General features: G+C 71.6%; 24 protein-coding genes. 14 read left to right on the top strand and 10 right to left on the bottom strand.

The window, feature by feature from the left end:
• Positions 1-42 precede the first annotated feature (42 nt).
• The 4 genes from NAG42_RS30360 to NAG42_RS30345 all read right to left on the bottom strand — a co-directional run bounded on the left by NAG42_RS30360 (position 43) and on the right by NAG42_RS30345 (position 2191).
• Positions 43-561 (bottom strand): SRPBCC domain-containing protein, encoded by a 519-nt coding sequence (locus NAG42_RS30360; RefSeq protein ID WP_250035312.1) that lies wholly within the window; start codon positions 559-561, stop codon positions 43-45.
• On the bottom strand, positions 558-983 hold the full coding sequence (locus NAG42_RS30355) for an ArsR/SmtB family transcription factor (protein WP_308201209.1): 426 nt from the start codon (positions 981-983) through the stop codon (positions 558-560). The genes NAG42_RS30360 and NAG42_RS30355 overlap by 4 nt, the downstream gene beginning before the upstream one ends.
• 67 nt (positions 984-1050) lie before the next feature.
• Complete coding sequence (locus NAG42_RS30350; protein ID WP_250035311.1) at positions 1051-1323, bottom strand: hypothetical protein; 273 nt, start codon at positions 1321-1323, stop codon at positions 1051-1053.
• 103 nt (positions 1324-1426) lie between these two features.
• On the bottom strand, positions 1427-2191 hold the full coding sequence (locus tag NAG42_RS30345; RefSeq protein ID WP_250035309.1) for an alpha/beta hydrolase family protein: 765 nt from the start codon (positions 2189-2191) through the stop codon (positions 1427-1429).
• Between the two features lie 54 nt (positions 2192-2245).
• Here NAG42_RS30345 and NAG42_RS30340 point away from each other — a divergent pair, with 54 nt between their 5' ends.
• Together NAG42_RS30340 and NAG42_RS30335 are read left to right on the top strand one after the other, a co-directional pair.
• Positions 2246-3019 carry an alpha/beta hydrolase gene (locus NAG42_RS30340; protein WP_250035308.1) on the top strand — a complete coding sequence of 258 codons (774 nt, stop codon included), beginning with the start codon at positions 2246-2248 and terminating at the stop codon, positions 3017-3019.
• A gap of 106 nt (positions 3020-3125) precedes the next feature.
• Complete coding sequence (locus NAG42_RS30335; protein WP_250035307.1) at positions 3126-3974, top strand: alpha/beta fold hydrolase; 849 nt, start codon at positions 3126-3128, stop codon at positions 3972-3974.
• Positions 3975-3981: 7 nt separating this feature from the next.
• Here the strand turns inward: NAG42_RS30335 and NAG42_RS30330 are convergent, their stop codons facing one another.
• Positions 3982-4572 carry an HAAS signaling domain-containing protein gene (locus tag NAG42_RS30330; protein WP_250035306.1) on the bottom strand — a complete coding sequence of 197 codons (591 nt, stop codon included), beginning with the start codon at positions 4570-4572 and terminating at the stop codon, positions 3982-3984.
• Positions 4573-4774: 202 nt separating this feature from the next.
• On the opposite strand from NAG42_RS30330, the gene NAG42_RS30325 reads away from it, so the two are divergent.
• Complete coding sequence (locus NAG42_RS30325) at positions 4775-5656, top strand: cobalamin-binding protein (RefSeq protein ID WP_250035305.1); 882 nt, start codon at positions 4775-4777, stop codon at positions 5654-5656.
• A gap of 64 nt (positions 5657-5720) precedes the next feature.
• Here the strand turns inward: NAG42_RS30325 and NAG42_RS30320 are convergent, their stop codons facing one another.
• Positions 5721-6491, bottom strand: coding sequence for a CDP-alcohol phosphatidyltransferase family protein (locus NAG42_RS30320; RefSeq protein WP_250035304.1), 771 nt, complete (start codon positions 6489-6491; stop codon positions 5721-5723).
• Positions 6492-6594: 103 nt separating this feature from the next.
• Between NAG42_RS30320 and NAG42_RS30315 the strand changes: the two genes are divergently transcribed.
• From NAG42_RS30315 to NAG42_RS30295, 5 genes are all read left to right on the top strand, one after another.
• On the top strand, positions 6595-7569 hold the full coding sequence (locus NAG42_RS30315; RefSeq protein WP_250035303.1) for a zinc-dependent alcohol dehydrogenase: 975 nt from the start codon (positions 6595-6597) through the stop codon (positions 7567-7569).
• A gap of 3 nt (positions 7570-7572) precedes the next feature.
• The gene (locus NAG42_RS30310; RefSeq protein ID WP_250035302.1) at positions 7573-7971 is read left to right on the top strand and encodes a 6-pyruvoyl trahydropterin synthase family protein; all 399 of its coding nucleotides are present in this window, start codon (positions 7573-7575) and stop codon (positions 7969-7971) included.
• 80 nt (positions 7972-8051) lie between these two features.
• On the top strand, positions 8052-9119 hold the full coding sequence (locus NAG42_RS30305; RefSeq protein ID WP_250035301.1) for a glycosyltransferase family 4 protein: 1068 nt from the start codon (positions 8052-8054) through the stop codon (positions 9117-9119).
• Positions 9116-9883 carry a class I SAM-dependent methyltransferase gene (locus NAG42_RS30300; RefSeq protein ID WP_250035300.1) on the top strand — a complete coding sequence of 256 codons (768 nt, stop codon included), beginning with the start codon at positions 9116-9118 and terminating at the stop codon, positions 9881-9883. The genes NAG42_RS30305 and NAG42_RS30300 overlap by 4 nt, the downstream gene beginning before the upstream one ends.
• A gap of 61 nt (positions 9884-9944) precedes the next feature.
• Complete coding sequence (locus NAG42_RS30295) at positions 9945-11030, top strand: lysylphosphatidylglycerol synthase transmembrane domain-containing protein (RefSeq protein ID WP_250035299.1); 1086 nt, start codon at positions 9945-9947, stop codon at positions 11028-11030.
• Positions 11031-11414: 384 nt separating this feature from the next.
• Here the strand turns inward: NAG42_RS30295 and NAG42_RS30290 are convergent, their stop codons facing one another.
• Positions 11415-12107 carry a RibD family protein gene (locus NAG42_RS30290; RefSeq protein WP_250035298.1) on the bottom strand — a complete coding sequence of 231 codons (693 nt, stop codon included), beginning with the start codon at positions 12105-12107 and terminating at the stop codon, positions 11415-11417.
• 158 nt (positions 12108-12265) lie between these two features.
• Between NAG42_RS30290 and NAG42_RS30285 the strand changes: the two genes are divergently transcribed.
• The 4 genes from NAG42_RS30285 (at position 12266) to NAG42_RS30270 (ending at position 17513) form a co-directional block, all read left to right on the top strand.
• Positions 12266-12907, top strand: a complete 642-nt coding sequence (locus tag NAG42_RS30285; RefSeq protein WP_250035297.1) for a GTP cyclohydrolase II — start codon at positions 12266-12268, stop codon at positions 12905-12907.
• A gap of 33 nt (positions 12908-12940) precedes the next feature.
• Positions 12941-14839 carry a SpoIIE family protein phosphatase gene (locus tag NAG42_RS30280; RefSeq protein WP_250035296.1) on the top strand — a complete coding sequence of 633 codons (1899 nt, stop codon included), beginning with the start codon at positions 12941-12943 and terminating at the stop codon, positions 14837-14839.
• 100 nt (positions 14840-14939) lie between these two features.
• Complete coding sequence (gene recQ, locus NAG42_RS30275; RefSeq protein WP_250035294.1) at positions 14940-16952, top strand: DNA helicase RecQ; 2013 nt, start codon at positions 14940-14942, stop codon at positions 16950-16952.
• A 177-nt stretch (positions 16953-17129) separates the two neighbouring features.
• The gene (locus NAG42_RS30270) at positions 17130-17513 is read left to right on the top strand and encodes a DUF732 domain-containing protein (protein ID WP_250035293.1); all 384 of its coding nucleotides are present in this window, start codon (positions 17130-17132) and stop codon (positions 17511-17513) included.
• 73 nt (positions 17514-17586) lie between these two features.
• Here NAG42_RS30270 and NAG42_RS30265 read toward each other — a convergent pair whose 3' ends face one another.
• On the bottom strand, positions 17587-18000 hold the full coding sequence (locus tag NAG42_RS30265; protein WP_250035292.1) for a VOC family protein: 414 nt from the start codon (positions 17998-18000) through the stop codon (positions 17587-17589).
• Between the two features lie 118 nt (positions 18001-18118).
• A complete protein-coding gene (gene ppdK / locus NAG42_RS30260; RefSeq protein ID WP_250035291.1) occupies positions 18119-20809 on the bottom strand; it encodes a pyruvate, phosphate dikinase in 2691 nt (896 codons plus the stop codon).
• Positions 20810-20999: 190 nt separating this feature from the next.
• Here ppdK and NAG42_RS30255 point away from each other — a divergent pair, with 190 nt between their 5' ends.
• Positions 21000-21467: a hypothetical protein gene (locus tag NAG42_RS30255; RefSeq protein ID WP_250035290.1), complete on the top strand. Its 468-nt coding sequence runs from the start codon at positions 21000-21002 to the stop codon at positions 21465-21467.
• Entirely contained in the window at positions 21464-22537 is a 1074-nt protein-coding gene (locus NAG42_RS30250; RefSeq protein WP_250035289.1) for an MAB_1171c family putative transporter, read from the top strand. The genes NAG42_RS30255 and NAG42_RS30250 overlap by 4 nt, the downstream gene beginning before the upstream one ends.
• Here the strand turns inward: NAG42_RS30250 and NAG42_RS30245 are convergent.
• Positions 22470-22880 (bottom strand): helix-turn-helix domain-containing protein, encoded by a 411-nt coding sequence (locus tag NAG42_RS30245; RefSeq protein ID WP_250035288.1) that lies wholly within the window; start codon positions 22878-22880, stop codon positions 22470-22472. The genes NAG42_RS30250 and NAG42_RS30245 overlap by 68 nt on opposite strands.
• Positions 22881-22917 lie beyond the last annotated feature (37 nt).

Below are 22917 nucleotides of genomic sequence, written 5' to 3'. Positions count from 1 at the left end.
CCGTCACCCTTTCAGGACAACCGCGGCCGGGGAAGGGTTGCATCAGGTGCCGAGCAGTTTCGCGTACTCCTCGCGAAGGTCGCTGAAGCCGTACTTCTCGGCCGCACGCCCGCGGATCACGCTGTGCGGGTCACCGTCGAGCAGGCGCTGGAGGACGACGACACACATGTGCCACCCGGTCGCGACCGACGCGGGGTCGGACGGCTCGACCAGCGTGTGCCGCAGCGTCAGCCGGGTGCCGTCCCCGGCCGCTTCGAGTTCCCAGCGCAGCAGATCCTGACCCCACGAATACTCGAGCACCCTCGGCGCCTCGACGACGCGAACAACGGCGGGCAGATCGAGCGCCTCGTCCCCATCCACCATCGTGAGCGTGGTGGCCCCGGTCCGGCCGAGATCGCGGGCCGCCCGGAACGGTGCCCACTGGTCGAGCTCCGCCGGATCGGTCAGCGCCCGCCACACCACCGCCGGCGCCTGCCGCAGCTCCCTGATGAACACCAGCGTCCACGGCTCGCCGTCCCCCTCGAGGCGCGCGCCTCCGGCCGCTCCCAGTTCCAGACTCACTGTTCCTCCTCGTTGTCCACGCGTGCCGAGACGCCGCGGCCGTCCACATCCGCCGCGACACCGCGGCGGTCCGCATCCGCCGGGATGCCGCGGCGTGGGTCCGGATGGTGGTCCACATCGGTGCCGGTCCGGTCGAGGTGGCGTTCCAGCTCGGCGAGGTGATGCGTCCACATGCGCCGGTAGGGCGCCAGCCAGGCGTCGAGCTCCCGGAACGGCGCCGGCTCGAGCCGGTAGACCCGCTGCTGAGCCCGAACCTGAGCCGTGACGATCCCCGCCTCACGCAACACCCGCAGGTGCTTGGACACCGCCGGCTGGCTCATCCCGACCGCCGCCACCAGCTCGGACACCGTGCACTCGCGAAGCCGCAACACGTCGACGATCCGCCGGCGAGTCGGTTCCGCGAGCGCAGCCAGAGCTTCCACCTCCCCAACATGCCATCTCAGTTATATAACCGTCAAGGCACACGGCTGAACGGAGGAGACGGTGCGATCAGGTGCAGCCCGGACCGGCGGCGCGGCCGCGGACGATGCGGTAGGCGGTGATGTCGCCGTCGAGGTAGCCGGTGAGCTCGGAGACGGCGCGGGGCGCGTCGCCGTGCACGCCGACGTAGGCCAGGATCGCCGAGTCGACGGCCCGGCAGGTGGCCTTGGCCGCGACGGTCCGCGCCTGCTGCTCAGCCTTCTGCGTGTCAAACTGTGAGTAACAAACGGCGGAAACACTCAGAGTGACTGCAGCGGCCACCGCTATGTGGGAAACATGCACCTGAGCAGCCTAGTCATCTTCACCGAGCGTGTTCCCCTGACCGTTCGGCCGATGATCTCCACCGCGAGTGTCACTCTGGGTAGAAATCTTAACGCCCGACGAATCAGGCGACCGGAACATTCGCGGCGAGGAAGGCCGAAATCCGGTCGGCCACCCGCGCGTATCGGGCGTCACCGGGACGCAGGAACTCCCCGTGACCGCCACCGCCGATCGTCACGAACTGCTTCGGGTCCGGGGCCATCCCGTACGCCTGACGCCCGGCCCGGATCGGCACCACCCGGTCCCGGTCGCCGTGCACGAAGAGCAACGGCACCGCCGCCCCGCCGAAGCCCCCGGTCGGGCGCCGCCCACTGATCGACACCCCGGCCCGCAGGTACGACGCGTGCCCCGGCCCGAACAGCCCGAGCGTCGTGGTGCCGCCGGCCGAGAACCCGACCGCTGCCACCCGGTCGACGTCGAGGTGCCCGGCCAGCGCATCCCCGGCCGCGTGGTCCCGGGCTCGCACCTCCGCGATCACGAACGCCGCGTCGGCCGGCTGGTTGGCGATGTCCCGCCGGTCGACCCGTACCCCCGCCTTGGTCCTCGGATAAGCCGGCGCCGCCACCACGTACCCCGCCTCGGCCCACCCCGCCGCCAGCGCCTCGAACTGCTCCGGCCACCCACCCAGGCCGTGGCTGAAGAGGATGATCGGGTGACGTCCGGTGAGCGGGGACGGATACCACAGCGTGGTGGGCAGAGGACGGTCGGCACCGCGCGCGAGCGGGAGGATCCGGGTCGCCACGGACGGGCGCGCCGACGCCGGCCGGGCCGGTCCGAACCCGTCCAGCAACAGCGCCAGCAAGACCAGCACCACCCCGGCTCTGCGCATGCTGCGAAGCCTAGGAACGTCACGCAACGCGGTCGATCGCCGTTGTGGGTGACGATGAGACGACGAACATTGCTGGCCCTCGGGGCGACCGCCGCCGGAGCCGCCGGGTTGGTGGGATATCGCAACCGATCGGGCACCCTGGAGCCGGTCGTTCCGCACGCCCCGGTGGGTGACGAGCGGCTCGAACGGCGTGATTCCGCCGCGCGGGGGCGACCGGTCGACTACTACACCGCGGTGCCGGCCGGTCACGGGGCCGGCCGCGGGCTGGGAGTCTGCATCGTCCTGCACGGCGGCTCCAAGACGGCCGCCGACTTCGCCGAGCTCGGCTTCGGCCGGTTCCTGACCGATGCCGTACGCCGGGGAAAGCCCCCGTTCGTGCTGGCCGGCGCCACCGGCGACCGGCTGTGGTGGCGCCCCGACGGGGGCGACGACCCGCAGCGGATGGTGCACGAGGAGATCCCCCGCTGGTGCGCGCAGCGCGGTTTCGACACCTCACGGATCGCGCTGCTCGGCTGGTCGATGGGCGGCTACGGCTCGCTGCTGCTGGCCGAGGCGTACCCCGGTTTCGCCCGCGCCGTCGTCGCGCTCTCCCCCGCCGTACGCCCGGGTGACGAGATCTTCACCGCCGCCGCCCAGCTCCGGGGCACAAGGGTGGGCCTGTGGTGCGGCCGGCAGGACGGCCTCCACGACAACGTCCGCGCGCTCTCCGAGGCCCTGCCGGAGCCGCCCGCCGCGGGCAGCTTCTCCGAGGGGCGGCACAACTTCGGCTACTGGTCGCGCTGCCTGCCCGCCGCCATGGACTTCGTGAGTGAAGCTTTACGACGCTGACCACAAGCGGCCGCCATTGTCCTCACCGGCCTCTCGCTGATCATCAAATCATGACCGACCCGCAGTTTTAACCCGCGCGTCAAACGCCATGCCCGACAATGATCGCGTGGTGACCGAGACAATGATGCCGGTCAACGGCATCGAGCTGTGCGTGTCGACATTCGGCGAGCCCGTCGAGCCCGCCCTGCTGCTGATCGCGGGGGCGGCCAGTTCGATGGACTGGTGGGACGACGAGTTCTGCCGGCGCCTGGCCGCGGGCGGCCGGTTCGTGATCCGCTACGACCACCGGGACACCGGCCGGTCGACGTCGTTCCCGGCGGGCGACCCGCCGTATTCCGATGTGGACCTCGCCCACGACGCCCTGGGGGTCCTCGACGCGGTCGGCGTCCACCGGGCCCACCTGGTCGGTCTGTCGATGGGCGGCATGCTGGCCCAGCGCATCGCCGTCGAGCGCCCGCACCGGGTGTTGTCGCTGACCCTGATGTCGACCAGCACGGTCCCACCGGCTTACCCGATCGACGGTCCTCCGGCCGGAGCCGATCAGCAGCAGCCGGACTGGACCGACCGGCGGTCCGCGGTCGACGGTCTCGTGGCCGACACGCGGCGGCTGGGCGGCCCGTTCACCGCCGACATCCCGCACCTGCGCCGGGTCGCCGAGCGCGTCTACGACCGTACGCAGGACATGGCCGCCTCGCAGACCAACCACTACGGCTGCGCCGGCGGCCCGCCCGTCCGCGACCGGCTGTGTGAGATCACCGCACCCACGCTGATTCTGCAGGGCACGCTCGACCCGGTCTTCCCGCCGCGGCACGCCGAGGCGTTGTGCGCCGAGATCCCCGGCGCCAGGCTGGTCTGGCTCGACGGCGTCGGCCACGAGTTCCCGCCCACCGCGGTCTGGTCGCAGGTGATCGACGAGATCACCGGTCAAACCGGCCGGCGGACCCAACCGGCCTGACTCGTCCCTACCGGCGCAGACCGTCGAACAGGCGCTTGCCCGCGAGCGTCGCGCCGCCGACCGCGATCAGGTAGCAGAGCAGCAGCGCCGCGGCCTCACCGGCTCCGGCCACCGCGAAGAACAGGGCGGCCGCGAACGAGGCGGCCCCGGACCCCAGCACCAGGAACCAGCCGGTGGCCTTCTCGGCCGCCGTCCAGTGCGGGGAGGCGCTGGCCATCAGCATGCCGGCGACCGGTCCGAGACCCGGCAGCACGAAAGCGCCCGCCGTCATCAGCCCGATCGCGGTGAATTCAGCCGCTCCCCCACCGGTGGCGGCCGGCGGGGGAGGCGGGATCAGGGCGGGCAATCGGATGTGCGGGGGCAGGTGACCGCGCCGCACCGCCGCCACGAGCGCTTCCGGGGGCCCTAACCGGCGGATGATCTCGGCCGGGTCCTCGAGGGGCGACGCGGTCGAGGTGCGCCGCAACGCGATGTAGTCGGCCACCGTGGTCATCAGGTCGTCGCGCAGCTCGGGCGCGAGGTCCTCACTCTGCGCCCAGAGCGCGGCGAGGTAGTCGAGGACGATCACGTCCGTATGAGCGAGCGGTGCCGTCGTCATCCTGTCTCCCCTGGCTGTCGGGCGCGGTAGGACCAGCATCGACATTCGCCGCCGCCGCAGCATCGGCCCGCGGACCGGAACCCGCCCAGCGCCTACGACTTTCGGCCGACCCGGACGTCCGCCTCGCCGCGCGACCAGCGCGGCCCCCGGCTCCGGACGGACGTCGCGGCCGCCGAGCCGGTCCCTGCGGGAGGATGGGCTCATGCGCCTGGTTTCCCTGCTGCCCTCCGCCACCGAGATCGTCTATGCCCTCGGGCTCGGCGACGATCTGGTCGGCGTGACCTTCGAGTGCGACGAGCCACCCTCGGCCCGGGCCGAGAAGACCGTGGTCGTGGGTGGCAAGGACACCAGCGGCCTGACCCCGGGCCAGATCGACGCGTACGTGCGGGGCCGGCTCGCGGAGGGCGGCGACCTCTACACGCTGCACGCCGACGCGCTGGCCGGCCTGGCCCCCGACCTGATCCTCACCCAGGACCTGTGCCGGGTGTGCGCGCTGCCGTCGGGTCACGTCACCGACGCCCTCGACCATCTGGGCTGCCGGGCCGACGTGGTGTCCCTCGACCCGTACAGCTTGGACGAGGTCCTGGGCACGATCCGCGCGGTCGGCGAGGCGGCCGGGGTGCCGGAGCGGGCCGACGAGGTGATCGGCGGCCTGCGGGCCGGGCTGGCCGCGGTCGCCACGGCGGTCGAGGGCCGCCCCCGGCCGCGGGTGACGGTTGTCGAGTGGGTCGATCCGCCGTTCACGGCCGGGCACTGGGTGCCCGATCTGATCACCGCGGCGGGCGGCGATCCGGTCGCGGCCAGCGGGGGCAAACGCTCGGTGCAGACCACGTACGCCGAACTGGCCGCCCCCCAGCCCGAGATCGTGCTGGTCACGCCGTGCGGCTTCCACCTGGACGGCGCGATCGAGCAGGCCCGCCAGGTGATCCCGTACTTCCCGGACGCGCAGGTGTGGGCGATCGACGCCGACGGTCTCATCGTGCGTCCCGGCCCGCGCCTGGTCGACGGCGTCGAGGCGATCGCCGCGATCCTGCATCCGACCGCGGTGCCGCCGCGTCCCGGAGCCATCGCCCGCGTCAGCTGAAGGCTGGACATGGGTGCGCCCGCCGCGCGGGAACCAGGCGCGGCGGGCGCGGAGAACGGCGGTCTCAGTGCACGAGAACCGGGCGGCGGTGCGGTGCCGCCCAGCGCTCACGAGCCGCCGCACGGATGCGGGACGCGCGGTACAGCCAGAACGTGTCCCGGCCGAACGACCAGGTCAGCGAGCCCAGCGCGACGCTCAGCGCGACCATGGTGAGCGCCGACGGCAGCAGGTCGGCGGTGACCAGGGCGAGCACGATGCCCTGGAGCGCGGCGACAACCTTGCGCGAGAACCGGGGCGGCAGCGCGGCGTTGAGCCACGGCTTGACCCAGGCCGCGGCGACGAACGCGTACCGGAAGGCGCCGATCGCCACCCACCACCAGCCGAACCGGTCGCCCGCATAGACGCTCAGCACCAGGATCAGGAACGCGTCGATCTCCATGTCGAAGCGGGCGCCCAGCGCCGTCGTGTTCCCGGTGCGCCGGGCCACCTGCCCGTCCACGCCGTCGAGGGCCAGGGCGACCCCGGCGATGGCGACCAGGGCCGGGGTGCTGACCGGGTGGGCGAACGAGGTGACGACCATCGCGGTCACGCCGCCGACCAGGATCGCCCGGGCCAGGGTGACCGCGTTGGCCGGGCCGATGTGCCCCATCCCGGCCCGGCCGAGGCCGGCGCCGAGCAGACCGCAGAGCGCCAGGCCGTACGCCGCGCCGGCGATCAGGCCGGTGGCGGTGAGCCCCAGAGTGCTGCCGAGGATCGCGAGCAGGGCGAGCTGGGCGGCCAGGCCGACCACCGGCGCCCGTGAGGAGTCGCTGGTGGGTGCGGTTGCTGAAGTCACCGTGGCCTCCAAGAGCAAGATCGGCCGCCGCGTATGGTTGCCGTCGTCAGCGCTTAACACGCGCCCGGACGACGTTCGGTTCAGTGGGCGGAGGGAAGAACCCATGACGAGTGAGGCGTTCGCCTTCTGGCTGGCCGAGCCGGGCCGGGGTGAGATCCGGCCGGTCACGCTGGCCGGGCCGGGGCCGGACGAGGTGCTCGTCCGCACTCTGCACACCGGCGTGAGCAGGGGAACCGAGACTCTCGTGTTCACCGGGCGGGTGCCCGAGAGCCAGTGGTCGGCGATGCGCGCCCCCTTCCAGGAGGGTGATTTCCCGGCCCCGGTGAAATACGGCTACCTCAACGTCGGCCGGGTGGAGCAGGGTCCGCCCGACTTGCTCGGGCGGACGGTCTTCAGCCTCTATACCCACCAAACCCGCTTTATCGCCCCGAAGGGGGCAGTCACCGTGGTCCCGGAGGGCGTGCCCGCGCATCGGGCCGTGCTCGCCGGCACCGTGGAGACGGCGGTCAACGCTCTGTGGGACGCGCGCCCGCTGGTCGGCGACCGCGTCGCGGTCGTCGGCGGGGGCATGGTGGGTGGGTGCGCCGCGGCGATCCTGGCGCGGTTTCCCGGCGTACGGCTGCAGTTGATCGACGTCGACCCGGGCCGAGCCGAGCTGGCCGCGCGGCTGGGCGCCGATTTCGCCACCCCCGGCGAGGCGCTCGACGACTGCGACCTGGTGATCCACGCCAGCGCCACCTCGGCCGGGCTGACCCGCTCGCTCGAGCTGGTGGCGCCCGAGGGCACGGTCGTCGAGCTCAGCTGGTACGGGGATCAGCAGGTCACCGTGCCGTTGGGTGAGTTCTTCCACTCGCGCCGGCTGACCATCCGCGGCAGCCAGGTCGGCGGCATCGTGCCCGGCCGGCGCCGCACCTACGCCGACCGGCTGGCGCTCTCGCTCGACCTGTTGAAGGACGACCGGTTCGAGGCCCTGGTGACCGGGCACTCACCGTTCTCAGCCCTGCCGGAGGTGCTGCCTCGCCTCGCGGACGGTAGCCTTCCGGCCCTCTGCCACGTGATCGACTACCCCGAGGAGTAGCCCTTGTTCAGCATCACCGTCCGCGACCACATCATGATCGCGCACAGCTTCTCCGGTGAGGTCTTCGGACCGGCCCAGAAACTGCACGGCGCGACCTTCGTGGTGGACGCGACGTTCCGCCGGCCGGAGCTCGACGACGACAACATCGTGGTCGACATCGGCCTGGCCTCGCAGGAGCTGCACGCGATCTGCGGCGGGCTGAGCTACCGCAACCTCGACGACGAGCCCGACTTCCTGGGCATCAACACGTCGACCGAATACCTGGCCAAGGTGATCGCCGACCGCCTGGCCGCCAAGATCGCCGCCGGCGACCTGGGCCCGGGCGCGACCGGCCTGACCGGCCTGTCGATCACCCTGCACGAGTCACACATCGCCTGGGCCTCGTACGAGCGCGATCTGTGACCTCAGGCTCCCCCTCGTCCGCCGGCAGCCGGCCGCCGGCGCCCACCGCGCAAGGTGAGCACTCCCCTTCGTTGGGGCGGGTGGCGGCGCCGCTGTGGGCGATCGTGCCCGGAGGCATCGACGACCCGGCGGCGCCGAGCGGGGGGAACCGCTACGACCGGTCGGTGTTGTCGCTGCTGCCGGAGGTGCGCGAGGTCGCGGTGAACGGTGCCTGGCCCCGGCCCGGCCCGGAAGCCCGTCGCGCCCTCACCACCGCTCTCTCCTATATTCCGGACATGTCGGATGTGCTGGTGGATGGGCTGGTCGGCTGCGGCGTGCCGGAGATCCTGGAACTGCACGCGGCGCGGCTGCGGCTGATCGTCCTCGTGCACCTGCCGCTCAGCGACGAGACCGGCCTCTCCCCCAGCGACGCGGCCGACCTGCGCGACCGTGAGCGCAAGGCCCTGCACCTGGCCACCACCGTGGTCGCCACCAGCACCGCGGCGGCCGAACGGGTGGCCACCATGCACGGCCTGACCCGGGTCGAGGTCGCCCCGCCCGGCGTCGACGCGGCGGAGCTCGCCACCGTTCGGCCCGACGGCCGGCGGCTGCTCTGCGTGGCCGCCGTGAGCCCCCGCAAGGGCCAGGATCTGCTGGTCGGGGCGCTGGAAGACCTGGCCGGGCTCGACTGGGAGTGCACCTTCGCGGGAGCGGTGGTGCGACCGGTTCCGCATCGCGACCCTCGGCTTCACTTCGCCGGGCCGCTGGCCTCCGCGGAGCTCGACGACGCGTACGCGGGCTCGGATCTTCTGGTCCTGCCGTCCCGAGCCGAAACGTACGGCATGGTGGTGACCGAAGCCCTGGCCCGCGGACTGCCGGTCGTGGCCACGGCGGTCGGCGGTGTGCCCGAGGCGCTCGGCACGGCCCCCGACGGAACCATGCCCGGCCTGCTGATCCCTCCCGGCGACCGAGCCGCCCTGACCGCCGCGCTGCGATCCTGGCTCACCGACGACACGCTGCGCGACCGCCTGCGCACCGCCGCCCGAGCCCGCCGCGAAACCCTTCCGACCTGGCGCGAGACCGCCCACCGGCTCTCCGCCATCTGCTCATCGGCCATCGGCCCACCCGCTGCCGCCGGCCCGCCCGCTGACAAGGAGACCCCTCGATGACCGGTGAATTCAGTGAGTCCTGGCTGGGCCTGCGCGAACCGGCCGACGCCGACGCCCGCGCGGCCGATCTCGTAGCGCTGCTGCCCAAGCCCGTCCACGTGATCCGGGATCTCGGCTGCGGCACCGGTTCGATGGCGCGGTGGCTGGCCCCCCAGCTGGAGACGCCGCAGCACTGGATCCTGGCCGACCTCGACCCGAAACTGCTGCACTACGCCACCTCGCACGTGCGGGTGCCGGGCGTCAGCGTCGAGGGGGCGCTGGGCAACGTGACGGCTTTGACCGCGGCCGACCTCGACGGCACCGACCTGGTCACCTGCTCGGCGCTGCTCGACCTGCTGACCGAGGCCGAGATCGACGCGCTGGTGGCGGTGCTGGCCGCCTCGGGTGCGGCGGCACTGTTCACCCTGTCGGTCGCCGGCGAGGTCAGCTTCGACCCGGCCCGCCCGGAGGACGCCGCGGTGGCTGAGGCGTTCGACGAGCACCAGCGGCGCGTGGTGGACGGGCGCCGGCTCCTCGGGCCGGACGCTCCGGCGTACGCGGTCCGGGCTTTCGAAAAAGCGGGTGCGACGGTGGTCACTCGGCCGAGTGCGTGGCAGCTCGGACCCGACCGGCCGGAACTGACCGCCGAGTGGCTCCGCGGATGGACCGGCGCCGCCCGTGAGCAGCGGCCTTCGCTCGATCTGGACGACTATCTGACCGCCCGTCTGGAGCAGTTGCCGAGCGCGTCGGTCGGACATGTCGATCTTTTGGCGATCTTCGGCTGAACCCTTTGTACCCGCCCCGGCGTACTAGGGGAAAGACGGGCTACTTGAAGGGAACGGCGACGTGGGGCGAATCTGGGCTTGGGCACGGATCCTGGGCGGGGCGGGGATCCTCGTCTTCCTGCTGTGGCGGCTCGGCACCGGAGCGTTCCTCGACGGCCTGCGCGTGATCAACGGTCCCGCCCTGGCGACCGCGTTCGGCATCGGCGTGGCCACCACGATCTTCAGCGCCTGGCGCTGGTGCCTGGTGGCGCGCGGCCTCGGCCTGCGGCTCTCCTTCGGTACGGCGATCGCCGACTACTACAAGGCGCTGTTCCTCAACGCCGCGCTGCCGGGCGGGGTGCTCGGCGACGTCGACCGGGCCGTCCAGCACGGTCGCGACGAGGGCGACGTGGCCAAGAGCGTCCGGGCGGTCGTGCTCGAACGGACCGCCGGGCAGCTCGTCTTCCTCGCCATCGCCGTGTCCGTCCTGCTCACGGTGCCGTCGCCGGTCCTGACCGTGCTGCAGCGGCACGGTTTTGTGGCCGCCGTCGTCATCCTCGCGGTGGCGCTGGCCGCCGTGGTCCTGCTGCTCGCCTTCCGCAAGCTCCGCCAGGGCGGTTCGCGGGTGGCGGCCGCGGTGCGCACCGGCCTGGCCGAGATCCGCACCGGCCTGCTGGCCCGCCGCAACTGGCCCGGCATCACGCTGGCGTCGGTCGTCGTGGTGGCCGGCCACCTGGCGACGTTCGTGGTGGCAGCCCGCGCAGCCGGTTCGACGGCCTCGCTGACCCGCCTGGTGCCGCTGATGCTGCTGGCCCTGCTGGCGATGTCGCTCCCGCTCAACGTCGGCGGCTGGGGCCCGCGCGAGGCCGTCACGGCGTGGGCCTTCGGAGCGGCCGGCCTGAGCGCCACGCAGGGCCTGACCACCGCCGTCGTCTACGGGGTGTTCGCGTTCGTCGCGGCCCTGCCCGGCGCCCTGGTCCTGATCGCCCGGCCGCTGGCCCGCTTCCGCGCCGCCACCGCCGTCCGCCTGGCCGCCCCGATCTCCCCGGTGCCGTACGGCCTCCCGGCCACCCAGCCAGCCGCAGCCCCGGCTCCGGCCCCGGCCGCTCAGTCCGTGCCGGTCCCCGCCGCCCTCCCGGGCCGCGAACTGGTCCGTGCCGGCGCCTGACACATGCCCGACAGCTCAATCCCACCCACGCCGGCCCCCAGATGGGGGCCGGCGCCCCTCGTCCACCTCCACGGCACGACGCCGCGTGTGCTCAGGCACCGCGTGGCCTCCGCCGCCCAGCCTGTCCCCGCACCCCGCGTGGCGACCGCGCCCCAGCCTGTCTCCGCACCCCGCGTGGCGACCGCGGCCCAGCCTGTCTCCGCACCCCGCGTGGCGACCGCGCCCCAGCCTGTCTCCGCGCCCCGCGTGGCGACCGCGGCCCAGCCTGTCTCCGCGCCCCGCGTGGCGACCGCGGCCCAGCCTGTCCCCGCACCCCGCGAAGCGTCCGGCGCCCTGCCTGTCCCCGCGCACCGCAGGGCGACCGGCTGCTCGCGCGGCACGGTCTCAGCGCGGGTCGAAGCGGTCGGACAGCGCGTAGCGCAGCAGTACGACGTCGCCGATCTGGCGGACCTCGGCCAGCGTCGCGCGGCGGCTCGGCCCCCACGGGAACTCACCGTCGCTGACGAACCGTGGCGCCCGCGAGTCACCCACGAAGAACGGCGCCACCACCAGCTGCAGCTCGTCGGCCAGCCCCGCGGTGAGGAACTGGGTGTGCATCGTGCCACCGCCCTCGACCATCAGCCGGCGCACGCCGCGTCCGGCCAGATCGGCGGCCACTCGGAGCAGGTCGACCGGGTCGCCGGCGTCGACCACTGTGGCCACCTCGCCGAGCCGCTCGCGGGCTGCATCGCACGTCGAGGACGCGCAGTACACCAGCTTGTCGACGTCTCCTACGGTGAAGAACCGTGCAGCGGGATCGATGTCGCAGCGGCCGGTGACCGTGACCTTCAGCGGGTTCGGCGCCTCCCCCCGGGCCACCCGGGCGGCGCGGCGCTCGGCCGAGCGCACCAGCAGCCGCGGGTTGTCCTGCCGGATGGTCGTGGCGCCGACGAGGATCGCGTCACAACCACTACGAACGTCATCAACGCGGTCGAAATCGGCTTCGTTGGACAGCAACAGCCGTTCCTGCGCCACGTCGTCCAGATAGCCGTCGATCGACATGCCACAACTCAACAGGGTGTAAGGACGCTCAACCACGATGCCGCCTCCAGTAGAGCGACGATCGTCACCCTGGTCGAACAGTTGCGTCCAAGATAATCCGCGACACGATTACTGGCACGTTCGCGGTCTGTTGCGGTGCGGTGACTCCGGCCGGCGGGTAAAGCGGATCAACGGGGAACCAACGAGGAGGACCGATGTTAGAAGCCACGATGCGGCAGCAGGTGACCGTCCCACTCCGTTTCGGCGACGGGTACGCCACCACCGCTCGTGTGATGACCTTCGACGGGCTCGTCGACGGCAAGGAGCATCTGGCCCTCGGCCTGGGCGACTGGCAGCGGGCGCTGAAGAAGTCAGCCGCCGGTGGCCGGGCACCCCTGGTGCGCCCGCACAGCGAGTGCCTGACCGGCGACGTCTTCGGCAGCCAGCGCTGCGACTGCGGCCCGCAGTTGCGTGAGGCCGTCGAGCGGATCGCCGAGCAGGGCGGCTTCCTGCTCTACCTGCGTCAGGAGGGTCGCGGCATCGGTCTTTACGCCAAGCTGGACGCCTACGCCCTGCAGGACGCCGGTCTCGACACCTACGAGGCGAACGTGGCGCTGGGTCGCGGCGAGGACGAGCGCGATTACACCGCGGCCGCCCAGATGCTGCTCGCGCTGGGGGCCGACCGCATCCGCCTGCTGAGCAACAACCCGGACAAGGCCATCCAGCTCGAGAAATCGGGCATCGAGGTCGCCCAGCGGGTGCCGACCGGGGTGCACATGTCCCCGGCGAATGTGAGATATCTGGCGACGAAGGCCTCCCACACAGCTCACACGATCGACTTGCCGCTGGCCGAGTGACACTCATGGCCTGATGTCCGGCAGGATGAGCTGATGGTGGACGACCCTTCGCTGGTGCTGGCCGCGGTCGACCAGGTCCCTTTCATCCTGGTCGTGTGTGAGGGCCCGGAACTGCGGGTGCTCACCCTCAGCGCGGCCACCCGCTCGGTGCTGGCCGGTCGCGAGTTCCGCGGCCGGCCCATCCGCGAGGTGATCAAGGATCTCGCGGGCCAGCAGTTCGTCGACGCCTACTACGACGTCTACCGCACCGGCGAGCCGGTCAACGGCCGGGAGTGGCGGGCCCACATCTCGGCCCCCGACGGTTCGGTGCTCGAGATGTTCGCGAACTTCACCATCACTCCCTGGGTCGTCGACGGCGAGCGCCGCGGGGTGATCGGCATCGGCTTCGACGTCACCGAGGCAGTGCGGCAGCGCCACGCCGCGGCCGAGCAGACGGCAAGCCTGCAGAGGCGGTACGAGCAGAGTCGCGATGTCATCACCGCCCTGCAACGCGAGCTGCTGCCCGCGGGCCTGCCGGTGCTGCCGGGGGCGCAGGTGGCAGCCAGCTATCTGCTGGCCGAAGCGGACACGGCGGCCGGCGGGGACTGGTTCGACGCGATCGCCCAGCGCGACGGTCGGATCGCGCTGATCGTCGGCGACGTGGTCGGGCACGGGGTCACCGCGTCGGGCGTGATGGGACAGCTGCGAGCGGTGCTGCAGGACAGGCTGGAAGAGGGCGCCGGGATCGTCGAGGCGCTCGCCGCGGCCGACCGGTTCGCGACCCGGGTGCCGGCCGCGCACGCGACCACGGTGGCAATGGCCTCGCTCGACCCGGTGAGCGGCGAGGTCAGTTATTGCACCGCCGGACACCCGGCCCCGCTGGTGGTCAGCCCGTCGGGCGCGACCCGCTATCTCGCCCTGACGGGTGGGGCGCCGCTGGGGACGGGAGGGTCCTTCCCCATACGCCAGGACCAGCTCGACAACGGCGACCTGCTCCTGCTCTACAGCGACGGGATCCTCGAACGGCCCGGACGCGACCACCCGTCGAGCGCCGGGGAGCTGGCCCAGGTGGCGGCCGACAGCGCCGCCGGCCGGGCCCTGCACGACCCGGTGGCGACACCCGCCGAACGGGTCTGCTCGCAGACGGTCGAGCTGCTGGTGCGGGCGACCGGGCACACCGACGACATCACCCTGCTGGCGGTGCAGCGCGTCCCCGTCGTCCCGGACCTGGCCCTGGAGATGCCGGCCCAGCCGGATCAGCTGCGCGCCGCCCGGCGCCGGCTGGCCAAGTGGCTGGGTCAGATCGGGGCGACCGGCGAGGACGTCTTCGCCCTGCAGCACGCGGTGGGTGAGCTGCTGGCCAATGCCGTCGAGCACGCGGGCACCGACCCGGAGGCGACCGTCACCGTCGAGGCGACGCTGACCCCGGCCGGGGTCGTGCTGGCCTCGGTGACCGACGTCGGGACGTGGCGGGCACCCCAGCGGCAGCTCAATCGCGGGCGCGGGCTGGCGCTGACCGCCCAGCTGGTGTCGCTGCTCGAGGTAGACCACACCGAGACGGGCACGGTGGCCCGCGTGTCGAAGCCGCTGAGCCGGCCGGCCCGGCTGCTCGACCTCACCGTCGCGGCGCCGCACCCGGCTCGCGACGACGAGCCCGAGTTCCGGATCGTCGAGCAGGCGGGTGACGACGAGGCCCACGTACGGCTGGAGGGTCCGCTCGACCTCACCACGGCGACCCTGGTGCACCGGGAGCTGCTGCGGCGCAGCCGGGGCGGCACGGTGCCGCTGACGGTGGACCTGTCGGGTGTCACCCATCTGTCCAGCGCCGGGGTGTCGGCGCTGCACCATGTGGCGGGTCATCATGCGACTCAGGCTCCTCTCGTGCTCGACGCCGCACCGGGCACGCCCGCTCAGGTGATTCTCGAGCTGGTGGCCCTGCTTCCGACGCGCTGAAAAGTCTGCTCCGAGCGGCGCCCGGCCTGCGGGTTGTCCACAATTCGCCGTTGTCCACAGGGCTTCGCCCGCCGCCGGAGTTTCTCTGTACTGTCGCGGGGTGACTTCAGCCCAGGCTCCCGCCGACGGCTCGGCCGCCGTCGACGTCCTCAACCGCGTCTTCGGCTATCCGTCGTTCCGTGGGCAGCAACACGAGATCATCGAGCACGTGGCCGGTGGCGGCGACGCGCTCGTCCTCATGCCGACCGGTGGGGGCAAGTCGCTGTGCTATCAGATCCCGGCGATGGTGCGGCCGGGCACCGGCGTGGTCATCTCGCCGCTGATCGCGCTGATGCAGGATCAGGTCGACGCGCTGCGCACGGTCGGGGTGCGGGCCAACTTCCTCAATTCGGCGCAGGACTACGACGAGCGCCGCCTGGTCGAGGCCGAGTTCGTCAACGGTGACCTCGACCTGCTCTATGTCGCACCCGAGGGCCTGGGGGTGGCGGCCACCCAGCGGCTGCTCGACCGCGGCAAGATCTCGCTGTTCGCGATCGACGAGGCGCACTGTGTGTCGCAGTGGGGCCACGACTTCCGCCCCGACTATCTCGGTCTGTCGATGCTGCACGAGCGCTGGCCCGAGGTGCCGCGCATCGCGCTCACCGCGACGGCCACCAGCGCCACCCGCGACGAGATCGCCACCCGGCTGCAGCTGACCGACGCGCGGCACTTCACGGCGAGCTTCGACCGCCCCAACATCCAGTACCGCATCGTGCCCAAGAACGAGCCGCGCAAGCAGTTGCTCGACCTGCTGCGCACCGAGCACCCCGGCGACTCGGGCATCGTCTACTGCCTGTCCCGGGCGTCGGTCGAGCGCACAGCCGAGTTCCTCCAGCAGAACGGGGTGAACGCGCTGCCCTACCACGCGGGTCTCGACAACCGGATCCGCGCGGCCAACCAGTCCCGCTTCCTGCGCGAGGACGGCCTGGTCATGGTGGCGACGATCGCCTTCGGCATGGGGATCGACAAACCGGACGTACGCTTCGTCGCGCACCTCGACCTGCCGAAATCCGTCGAGGGCTATTACCAGGAGACGGGCCGGGCCGGGCGGGACGGGCAACCCTCGACGGCCTGGCTGGCCTACGGTCTGCAGGACGTCGTGCAGCAGCGAAAGATGATCGACAGCTCCGACGGCGACCTGGCCCACCGGCGCAACGCCGGGCGGCACCTCGACGCCATGCTCGCGCTGTGCGAGACGGTGACGTGCCGGCGGTCGCAGCTGCTGAACTACTTCGGGCAGGTCTCCACTGAGGACAACTGCGGCAACTGCGACACCTGCCTGGTGCCGCCGGAGTCGTGGGACGGCACGGTGCCGGCTCAGAAACTGCTGTCGACAGTGCTGCGGCTGCAGCGCGAGCGGGGGCAGAAATTCGGCGCCGGCCAGGCGATCGACATCCTGCTGGGCAAGGAGACCGACAAGGTCCAGCGGTTCCGCCACCACGAGCTGTCCGTCTTCGGGATCGGCCGGGACCTGCGCGACGCCGAGTGGCGCGGCGTGGTGCGCAAGCTCCTGGCCCAGGGGCTGCTGGCCGTGGAGGGCGAATACAGCACGCTGGTCCTCACCGAGGCCAGCGCGGGCGTGCTGCGCGGCGAGACCAAGGTGATGATGCGGCGCGAGGCCCCGGCCAAGGTCAAGGCGCCCAAGCAGCGGGCCACGGCCGCCGGCGGAGCCGCACCGGTCGCCGCCGACCTGTCCCCCGCCGCCGCTTCGACCTTCGAGCGCTTGCGGGCGTGGCGGGCCTCGGTGGCCAAGGAGCAGGGCATGCCGGCCTACGTCATCTTCCACGACGCCACGCTGCGGACGATCGCCACGCTCAACCCGAAGACGCTGGGTGAGCTGGGCACGGTCAGCGGTGTCGGCCAGGGCAAGCTGACCAAGTTCGGCCAGCAGGTCCTCGACACCCTCCACGGCGACGACGCCCCCACGCCGTCGTCGCCCCCGCCGCCGCCGGCCCGGGCGTCCGGCAGCACCTCCCGCTTCGGCGAGGACGAGCCCGCGCACGCCTTCGTGTTCGACGAGGAACCGCCCGACATCGACTACGACCACGAGCCGCCGCCGCCCGACTACGACTGATCGGCCCGGGACGCGGACGGGTGTTCTCCGCGGGCGGTGCCGGAGAATGTGTGCCGCGCTGGCCGGATGGTCGGAAAAGTCGGCCGGGTGTCGGTAGTGGGGCTGGCGCGGGGGCCGTACCGTGCCTGCGGTACGAGGCGGTAAAGATCGCTTCGGCGTGAACGAGGGGGACGCGACGTGGGGGCACGGCTTGTCGGGGCTGGCACCGTTCTGGTGGCTTTGGCCGGGTTGGGGACGCTGAGCGCCTGCACGGACGACAACGACGCCAAGATGGTCACGCCGGTGGTGGCCGAGGAGCAGGCCGCTCCGAGCCTGCCCAAGGGCGACGAGGCGACGTACCTGGAGGCGCTGGGCAAGCTCGACGCCAAGCTGACGGCCGACAAGCAGGCCGCGCTGGACAACGGCTACAACCTCTGCACCGACTTCACCAACGGCATGTCGACCAGCGAGACGGTCACCGACGCGATCAGCCTCTTCGCGGTGGACGCCAAGAAGGGCCAGCGCATCGTGGCCATCACCAAGACCAACCTCTGCAAGCCTTCCGCGTCCAAGGGCAGCTGACCGACGCGGCAAGGGCAGCTGACCGACGCGCCGCCGGGCCCGCGCGCACAGGCGCGGGCCGCGGGCGGTGGCCCTACTGCGGGGCGACCACGTCGATCATCCAGGGGACGCCGTATTTGTCGACGAGCTGGCCGTAGAGGTCGCCCCACATCTGCTTCTCGAACGGCAACTTGATGGTGGCGCCGTCGGCGAGTTTCTCCCACACGTCTTCGAGGCCCTCGCCGGGGTCGCCGCTCAGGCTGACCGTCATGGTGTCGCCGGGGGTGAAGGTGCCCATGCCGGGGGCGGTGTCGGAGGCCATCAGGACGTAGCCCTGGCTGGTGGTCAGCATCGCGTGCATGACCTTGTCGGCGATCGACGGGTCGGGCGCGCCGAACTCGCCGAAGGTGTTGACCTTGAGGTCGCCGCCGAAGATCGAGTGGTAGAACTCCATCGCCTCGCGGGCGTTGCCGTCGAAGGTCAGGTAGGGGTTGAGGTGAGACGCCATCACAGACTCCCTTGGCTGCGGAAACGACTGTGGGAACGACCTCGACGCTAGACCCTTCCTCCCTCCATGTTGAGCGCGTCGCGAGATCAACACCCGAAGAGTGGGTCCGCGACCCGGATCAGCGGTGATCCGAGCCGGCTGACTCGATCGCCGCGCGGCCGGCCTCGAGGCGGGCGATCGGCACCCGGAACGGTGAGCAGGACACGTAGTCGAGCCCGACCTCGTGGAAGAAGTGCACCGACTCCGGGTCGCCGCCGTGCTCGCCGCAGACACCGAGCTTCAGATCGGGCCGGGCCGCCCTGCCCTCCTCGCCGGCGATCCGCACCAGGCGCCCCACCCCGTCCCGGTCGATCGACTCGAACGGTGAGATGCCGAAGATGCCCAGCTCCAGGTAGCGCCAGAAGAACGCACCCTCCACGTCGTCGCGGGAGAAACCCCACGCCATCTGGGTCAGGTCGTTGGTGCCGAACGAGAAGAACTCCGCCGCCTCGGCGATCTGCCCGGCGGTCAGCGCCGCCCGCGGCACCTCGATCATCGTGCCGATGAGCACCTCGACCCCCGAGTCACCGGCCACCTCGGCGATGATCTTCTCGGCCTCCGCGCGTACGGTCTCGAGCTCCTGGACCGCGCCGACCAGCGGGACCATGATCTCGGGCCGCGGCCGGCCGCCCTCGGCGGCCAGCGCTACCGCGGCCTCGGCGATCGCCCGCACCTGCATGGCGAACAGACCCGGGATGACCAGTCCCAGGCGTACGCCGCGCAGACCGAGCATCGGGTTCGACTCGTGCATGCGCCGCACGGCCGCGAGCATCCGCTCGTCGCGCTCCACCTCCTCGGACTCCTCGCCGCGTTCCTTGGCCACCGCGACCTGCACCGCCAGCTCCTCCAGCGAGGGCAGGAACTCGTGCAGCGGCGGGTCGATCAGCCGCACGGTGACCGGCAGCCCGTTCATCTCGCGGAAGATCTCCAGGAAGTCGTCGCGCTGCAGCGGGCGCAGCGCGGCCAGCGCGTCGTCGCGCTCGGCCTTGTTGTGGGCCAGGATCAGCCGTTCGACCAGCTCGCGGCGGTCGCCCAGGAACATGTGCTCGGTGCGGCACAGCCCGATGCCGTGGGCTCCGAAGCGGCGGGCCCGGGCCGCGTCCGGACCGGTGTCGGCGTTGGTCCGCACCCGCAGCCGGGCGCGCTGGTCGGCGTGCGTCATCAGCTGGTGCACGGCGGCGACCAGCGGCTCGTTGGCCAGCGCGGGGTCGAGGTCACCCTCGAAGTACTGGACCACCTCGGACGGGCGCACCGGCACCTCGCCGAGGTAGACCCGCCCGGTCGTGCCGTCGATCGAGATCACGTCGCCCTCGTGCACGACCTGGCCGTGCACGGTGAACCGGTCGCGGCCGACCTCGACCTGATCCGCGCCGCAGACACAGGTCTTGCCCATGCCCCGCGCCACCACGGCCGCGTGCGACGTCTTGCCGCCGCGGGCGGTGAGGATGCCCTGCGCCGCGATCATGCCGGGCAGGTCGTCGGGGTTGGTCTCGCGGCGGACCAGGATCACCTTCTCGCCGGCGGCGGCCAGCTCGACCGCCCGGGCCGAGGTGAAGACCACCGACCCGTACGCGGCACCGGGCGAAGCGCCGACCCCGCGGGTCAGCGACGTCGGGTCGCCGGAGAGGTCGAACCGGGGGAACATCAGTTGGGCGAGCTGCGCGCCGCTGACCCGGGTGACCGCCTCGTCGAGGTCGATCATGCCCTCCTCGACGAGCTGCGCGGCGATCGTGAAGGCGGCCGCCGCGGTGCGCTTGCCGACCCGGGTCTGCAGCATCCACAGCTTGCCGCGCTCGATCGTGAACTCGATGTCGCACAGGTCGTGGTAGTGCCCCTCGAGCGTCGCCATGATCTGCAACAGCTCGTCGTACGACTTCTTGTCGATCTTCTCGAGGTCGGCCAGCGGCAGAGTGTTGCGGATGCCGGCGACCACGTCCTCGCCCTGCGCGTTCTGCAGGTAGTCACCGTAGATGCCGCTCTCGCCGGTCGCCGGGTCACGGGTGAACGCGACACCCGTACCCGAATCGGGCCCGAGATTGCCGAACACCATCGCCACCACGTTGACCGCCGTGCCGAGGTCGGCCGGGATGCGCTCCTGCCGGCGGTAGAGCACCGCCCGGTCCGCGTTCCAGGAACGGAAAACGGCTTCGATCGCCAGGTCGAGCTGCTGGCGCGGGTCCTGCGGGAAATCGTGGCCGACGTGCTTGGAAAAGACTTTCTTGTACGCCGACACGAGCGATTTCAGATCGTCGGCGTCCAATTGCACGTCGTCCCGGACGCCCTTGGTCTCCTTCGCCTTGTGCAGCGCGTCCTCGAACTCGTCGCCGGGCACGTCGCACACGGTCTTGCCGAACATCTGGATGAGGCGGCGGTACGAATCCCAGGCGAAACGGTCGTTGCCACCGGCCTGGCGCGACAACCCGGCCACCGACTCGTCGTTCAGACCGACGTTGAGGACGGTCTCCATCATGCCGGGCATCGAGAACTTCGCGCCCGAGCGCACGCTGACCAGCAGCGGATCGGCCGGGTCGCCGAGCTTACGGCCCATGGCGGCCTCCAGACCGGCGAGATGGCGGTCGATCTCGTCGCCGAGACCGTCGACATGCGACCCTTTCGCGAGGAAGCGCTGGCAGGCCTCGGTGGTGATCGTGAAGCCGGCCGGAACCGGCAGGCCGAGATTGGTCATCTCCGCGAGGTTGGCGCCCTTGCCCCCGAGAAGGTCTTTGAGATCCTTGTTTCCTTCAGCGAAGTCGTAGACGTACTTTGCCATCGCCAGCCACCTCCGGTTTTGATTCCTCGGCCGAACTGGTTTCTGCCCCAAGGTTCGTAAGGCTAAGCAGAGATCGGCCGAATAGTTAACAGTCCCGTGGGGTATTCCACACGCGTTCGACACCCCGTGTTCGGTAAGCGCTTTCTCCGCGCAGTTCCGCGCAGCGGAACGGTCGAGTAGCGTGGCCGCGGTGGAGGGACTGCGACGACGGTGCGAGCGGAAGCTGCGTGGCCTGCGCGTGCCCGATCCTTTCGACCTGGACCAGTTCTGTGACGAGATCGCCGACCGCCGCGGCCGGCCGCTGATCCGCCAGCCGATCCCCGGGCTCAGCGCCGAGGCACCCTGCGGGCTCTGGATCGGCACCGAGACGGCCGACCACGTCTTCTTCGACCCGGGCACCTCGCCGCTGCACGCCGAGCACATCGTGCTGCACGAGCTCTCGCACATCCTCTGCGGACACTCCGGCGCCGACGCCGCGATCGAACGGCTCTTCCCCGACCTCGAGCCGGGCGCCGTGCGGCGCATGCTGGGCCGGGTCGGCTACACCGACGCTCAGGAGCGGGAGGCCGAGATGATGGCCTCGCTCATCCGCGGCCGGTCCTCGCGCGGACCGCGCACCACGCTGGGACGGGTTGCCGACGCGCTGGGCTTCGAATGATCCTCGACGTCGCGCTGCTGGCGTTGTTGTGGGGCGCGACGATCATCCGGGTCCCGACCCTCTGGCGCGATCAGCGGCAACGGGCGCTGTGGGCCGCGGTGGGCGCGATCGCGCTGGCCAAGACGGTGTCGTTCGCCCCGGTGGCCGCGCAGGTGGACATCCCGATCGTGCCGCATCTGCTCGGCGTGACGTCGGCCTATTTCCTGTTGCGGTTCATCGCGCTGGTCACGCACACCGGCGTCCGGGCGCGGCAGCTGGCCCTGCTGCTGACGGTGCTGGTGGCGCTGTGCGGGCTGGACGTGATCGCCGGGGGCATCGACACCGAGGCCGAGGAACTGGCCGGCGATCAGGGCTGGTCGGTGGTGGCGTACTGGGTGACGCTCGAGGCCTACCTGGGCACGGTCCTGGTCACCACGTCGACGCTGTTCTGGCGGATCAGCGGCGAGGCCCGGGCCCGGACCGCCCGCGCCGGCCTGCGGGTGACGGCCGTCGGCACCGCCCTGGTGGCCTGCTACGCCGCGATCAAGGGCAGTCTCATCCTGGCTCACAACCTGGGCACGGATGTCGCATTCTCGACAGTCGAACCGGTCGGCCGGACCGTGCAGACGAGCGGGCTCATCCTGACCATCGCCGGACTGCTGGTGCCGGCCACGCGGCGGGCCCGGGCAGCGTACGAGGCCTATCGCTCGCTGCTGGTGCTGCGCCCACTCTGGAAGGCGATGCGCGACGCCTTCCCCGAGGTGATCCTTTTCACGCCGCGACGGGCCGTGATCGAACTGGCCGGCGTCGACGACGTGCACCTGCGCCTCTATCGCCGGGTCATCGAGATCCGCGACGGCATGCTCGCACTGCGTCCGTACGCGTCGCCGCACGGCCCGTCGCCGGACGACGAAGCCGCCGCCATCATGGCGGCCCTGCAACGCCGGGCGGCCACGACACCGCTGGCCACGCCGGGGACCTGGGCGCCGGTCGGCCCCACGATGGCCGACGAGGTGGCCTGGCTCAGCCGGGTGAGCCGCGGTCTCGCAAGCCCTTCTCCGACTCCCACACCCTCTGGATCAGCTCGCTGATCGTGTCGCGCCCGCGCGGCGACACGTCGGCCGCGCGCAGGGCGAGCTCGGTGACCCCGGCGTCGCGGATGGTCCGCAGCAGGTCGAGCTGGGTGTCGATGCGCGTCGTCTGCTCGTCGTCGATGAAATACGACACCGGCACACCGAAGTAGGTGGAGAGTGCGGTCAGGTGCTGGATGGTCGGGTTGTCCCGCCGGCCCGTCCGCAACTGCCAGATATACGTATGGGAGATCGAAACGCCCTGATCAGCCCGGACAGCCTCGGCCACGGCCATGTAACTCGGCTCCGGCCGCAGCTGTTTGAAGAGCCTGTCCAGGCGTCCGGCGATGGAGAAGGCGCCCACCCACGCCTCCCTCCCCGTTGGTCCCCACGCAGCCTAC

Source organism: Paractinoplanes maris (assembly GCF_023544465.1).
Lineage (GTDB): Bacteria > Actinomycetota > Actinomycetes > Mycobacteriales > Micromonosporaceae > Actinoplanes > Actinoplanes maris.
Note: the sequence above shows the minus strand (reverse complement) of the source record. Positions and strands in the feature narration are given on the sequence as shown.

What these genes read in the sequence shown, in the direction of transcription:
- NAG42_RS30345 (WP_250035309.1), bottom strand. Translation starts at nt 2,191, where the DNA reads ATGCGCAGAGCCGGGGTGGTGCTGGTCTTGCTGGCGCTGTTGCTGGAC.
- NAG42_RS30340 (WP_250035308.1), top strand. Translation starts at nt 2,246, where the DNA reads ATGAGACGACGAACATTGCTGGCCCTCGGGGCGACCGCCGCCGGAGCC.
- NAG42_RS30330 (WP_250035306.1), bottom strand. Translation starts at nt 4,572, where the DNA reads ATGACGACGGCACCGCTCGCTCATACGGACGTGATCGTCCTCGACTAC.
- NAG42_RS30325 (WP_250035305.1), top strand. Translation starts at nt 4,775, where the DNA reads ATGCGCCTGGTTTCCCTGCTGCCCTCCGCCACCGAGATCGTCTATGCC.
- NAG42_RS30315 (WP_250035303.1), top strand. Translation starts at nt 6,595, where the DNA reads ATGACGAGTGAGGCGTTCGCCTTCTGGCTGGCCGAGCCGGGCCGGGGT.
- NAG42_RS30300 (WP_250035300.1), top strand. Translation starts at nt 9,116, where the DNA reads ATGACCGGTGAATTCAGTGAGTCCTGGCTGGGCCTGCGCGAACCGGCC.
- NAG42_RS30285 (WP_250035297.1), top strand. Translation starts at nt 12,266, where the DNA reads ATGTTAGAAGCCACGATGCGGCAGCAGGTGACCGTCCCACTCCGTTTC.
- NAG42_RS30280 (WP_250035296.1), top strand. Translation starts at nt 12,941, where the DNA reads ATGGTGGACGACCCTTCGCTGGTGCTGGCCGCGGTCGACCAGGTCCCT.
- NAG42_RS30265 (WP_250035292.1), bottom strand. Translation starts at nt 18,000, where the DNA reads ATGGCGTCTCACCTCAACCCCTACCTGACCTTCGACGGCAACGCCCGC.
- ppdK (WP_250035291.1), bottom strand. Translation starts at nt 20,809, where the DNA reads ATGGCAAAGTACGTCTACGACTTCGCTGAAGGAAACAAGGATCTCAAA.
- NAG42_RS30250 (WP_250035289.1), top strand. Translation starts at nt 21,464, where the DNA reads ATGATCCTCGACGTCGCGCTGCTGGCGTTGTTGTGGGGCGCGACGATC.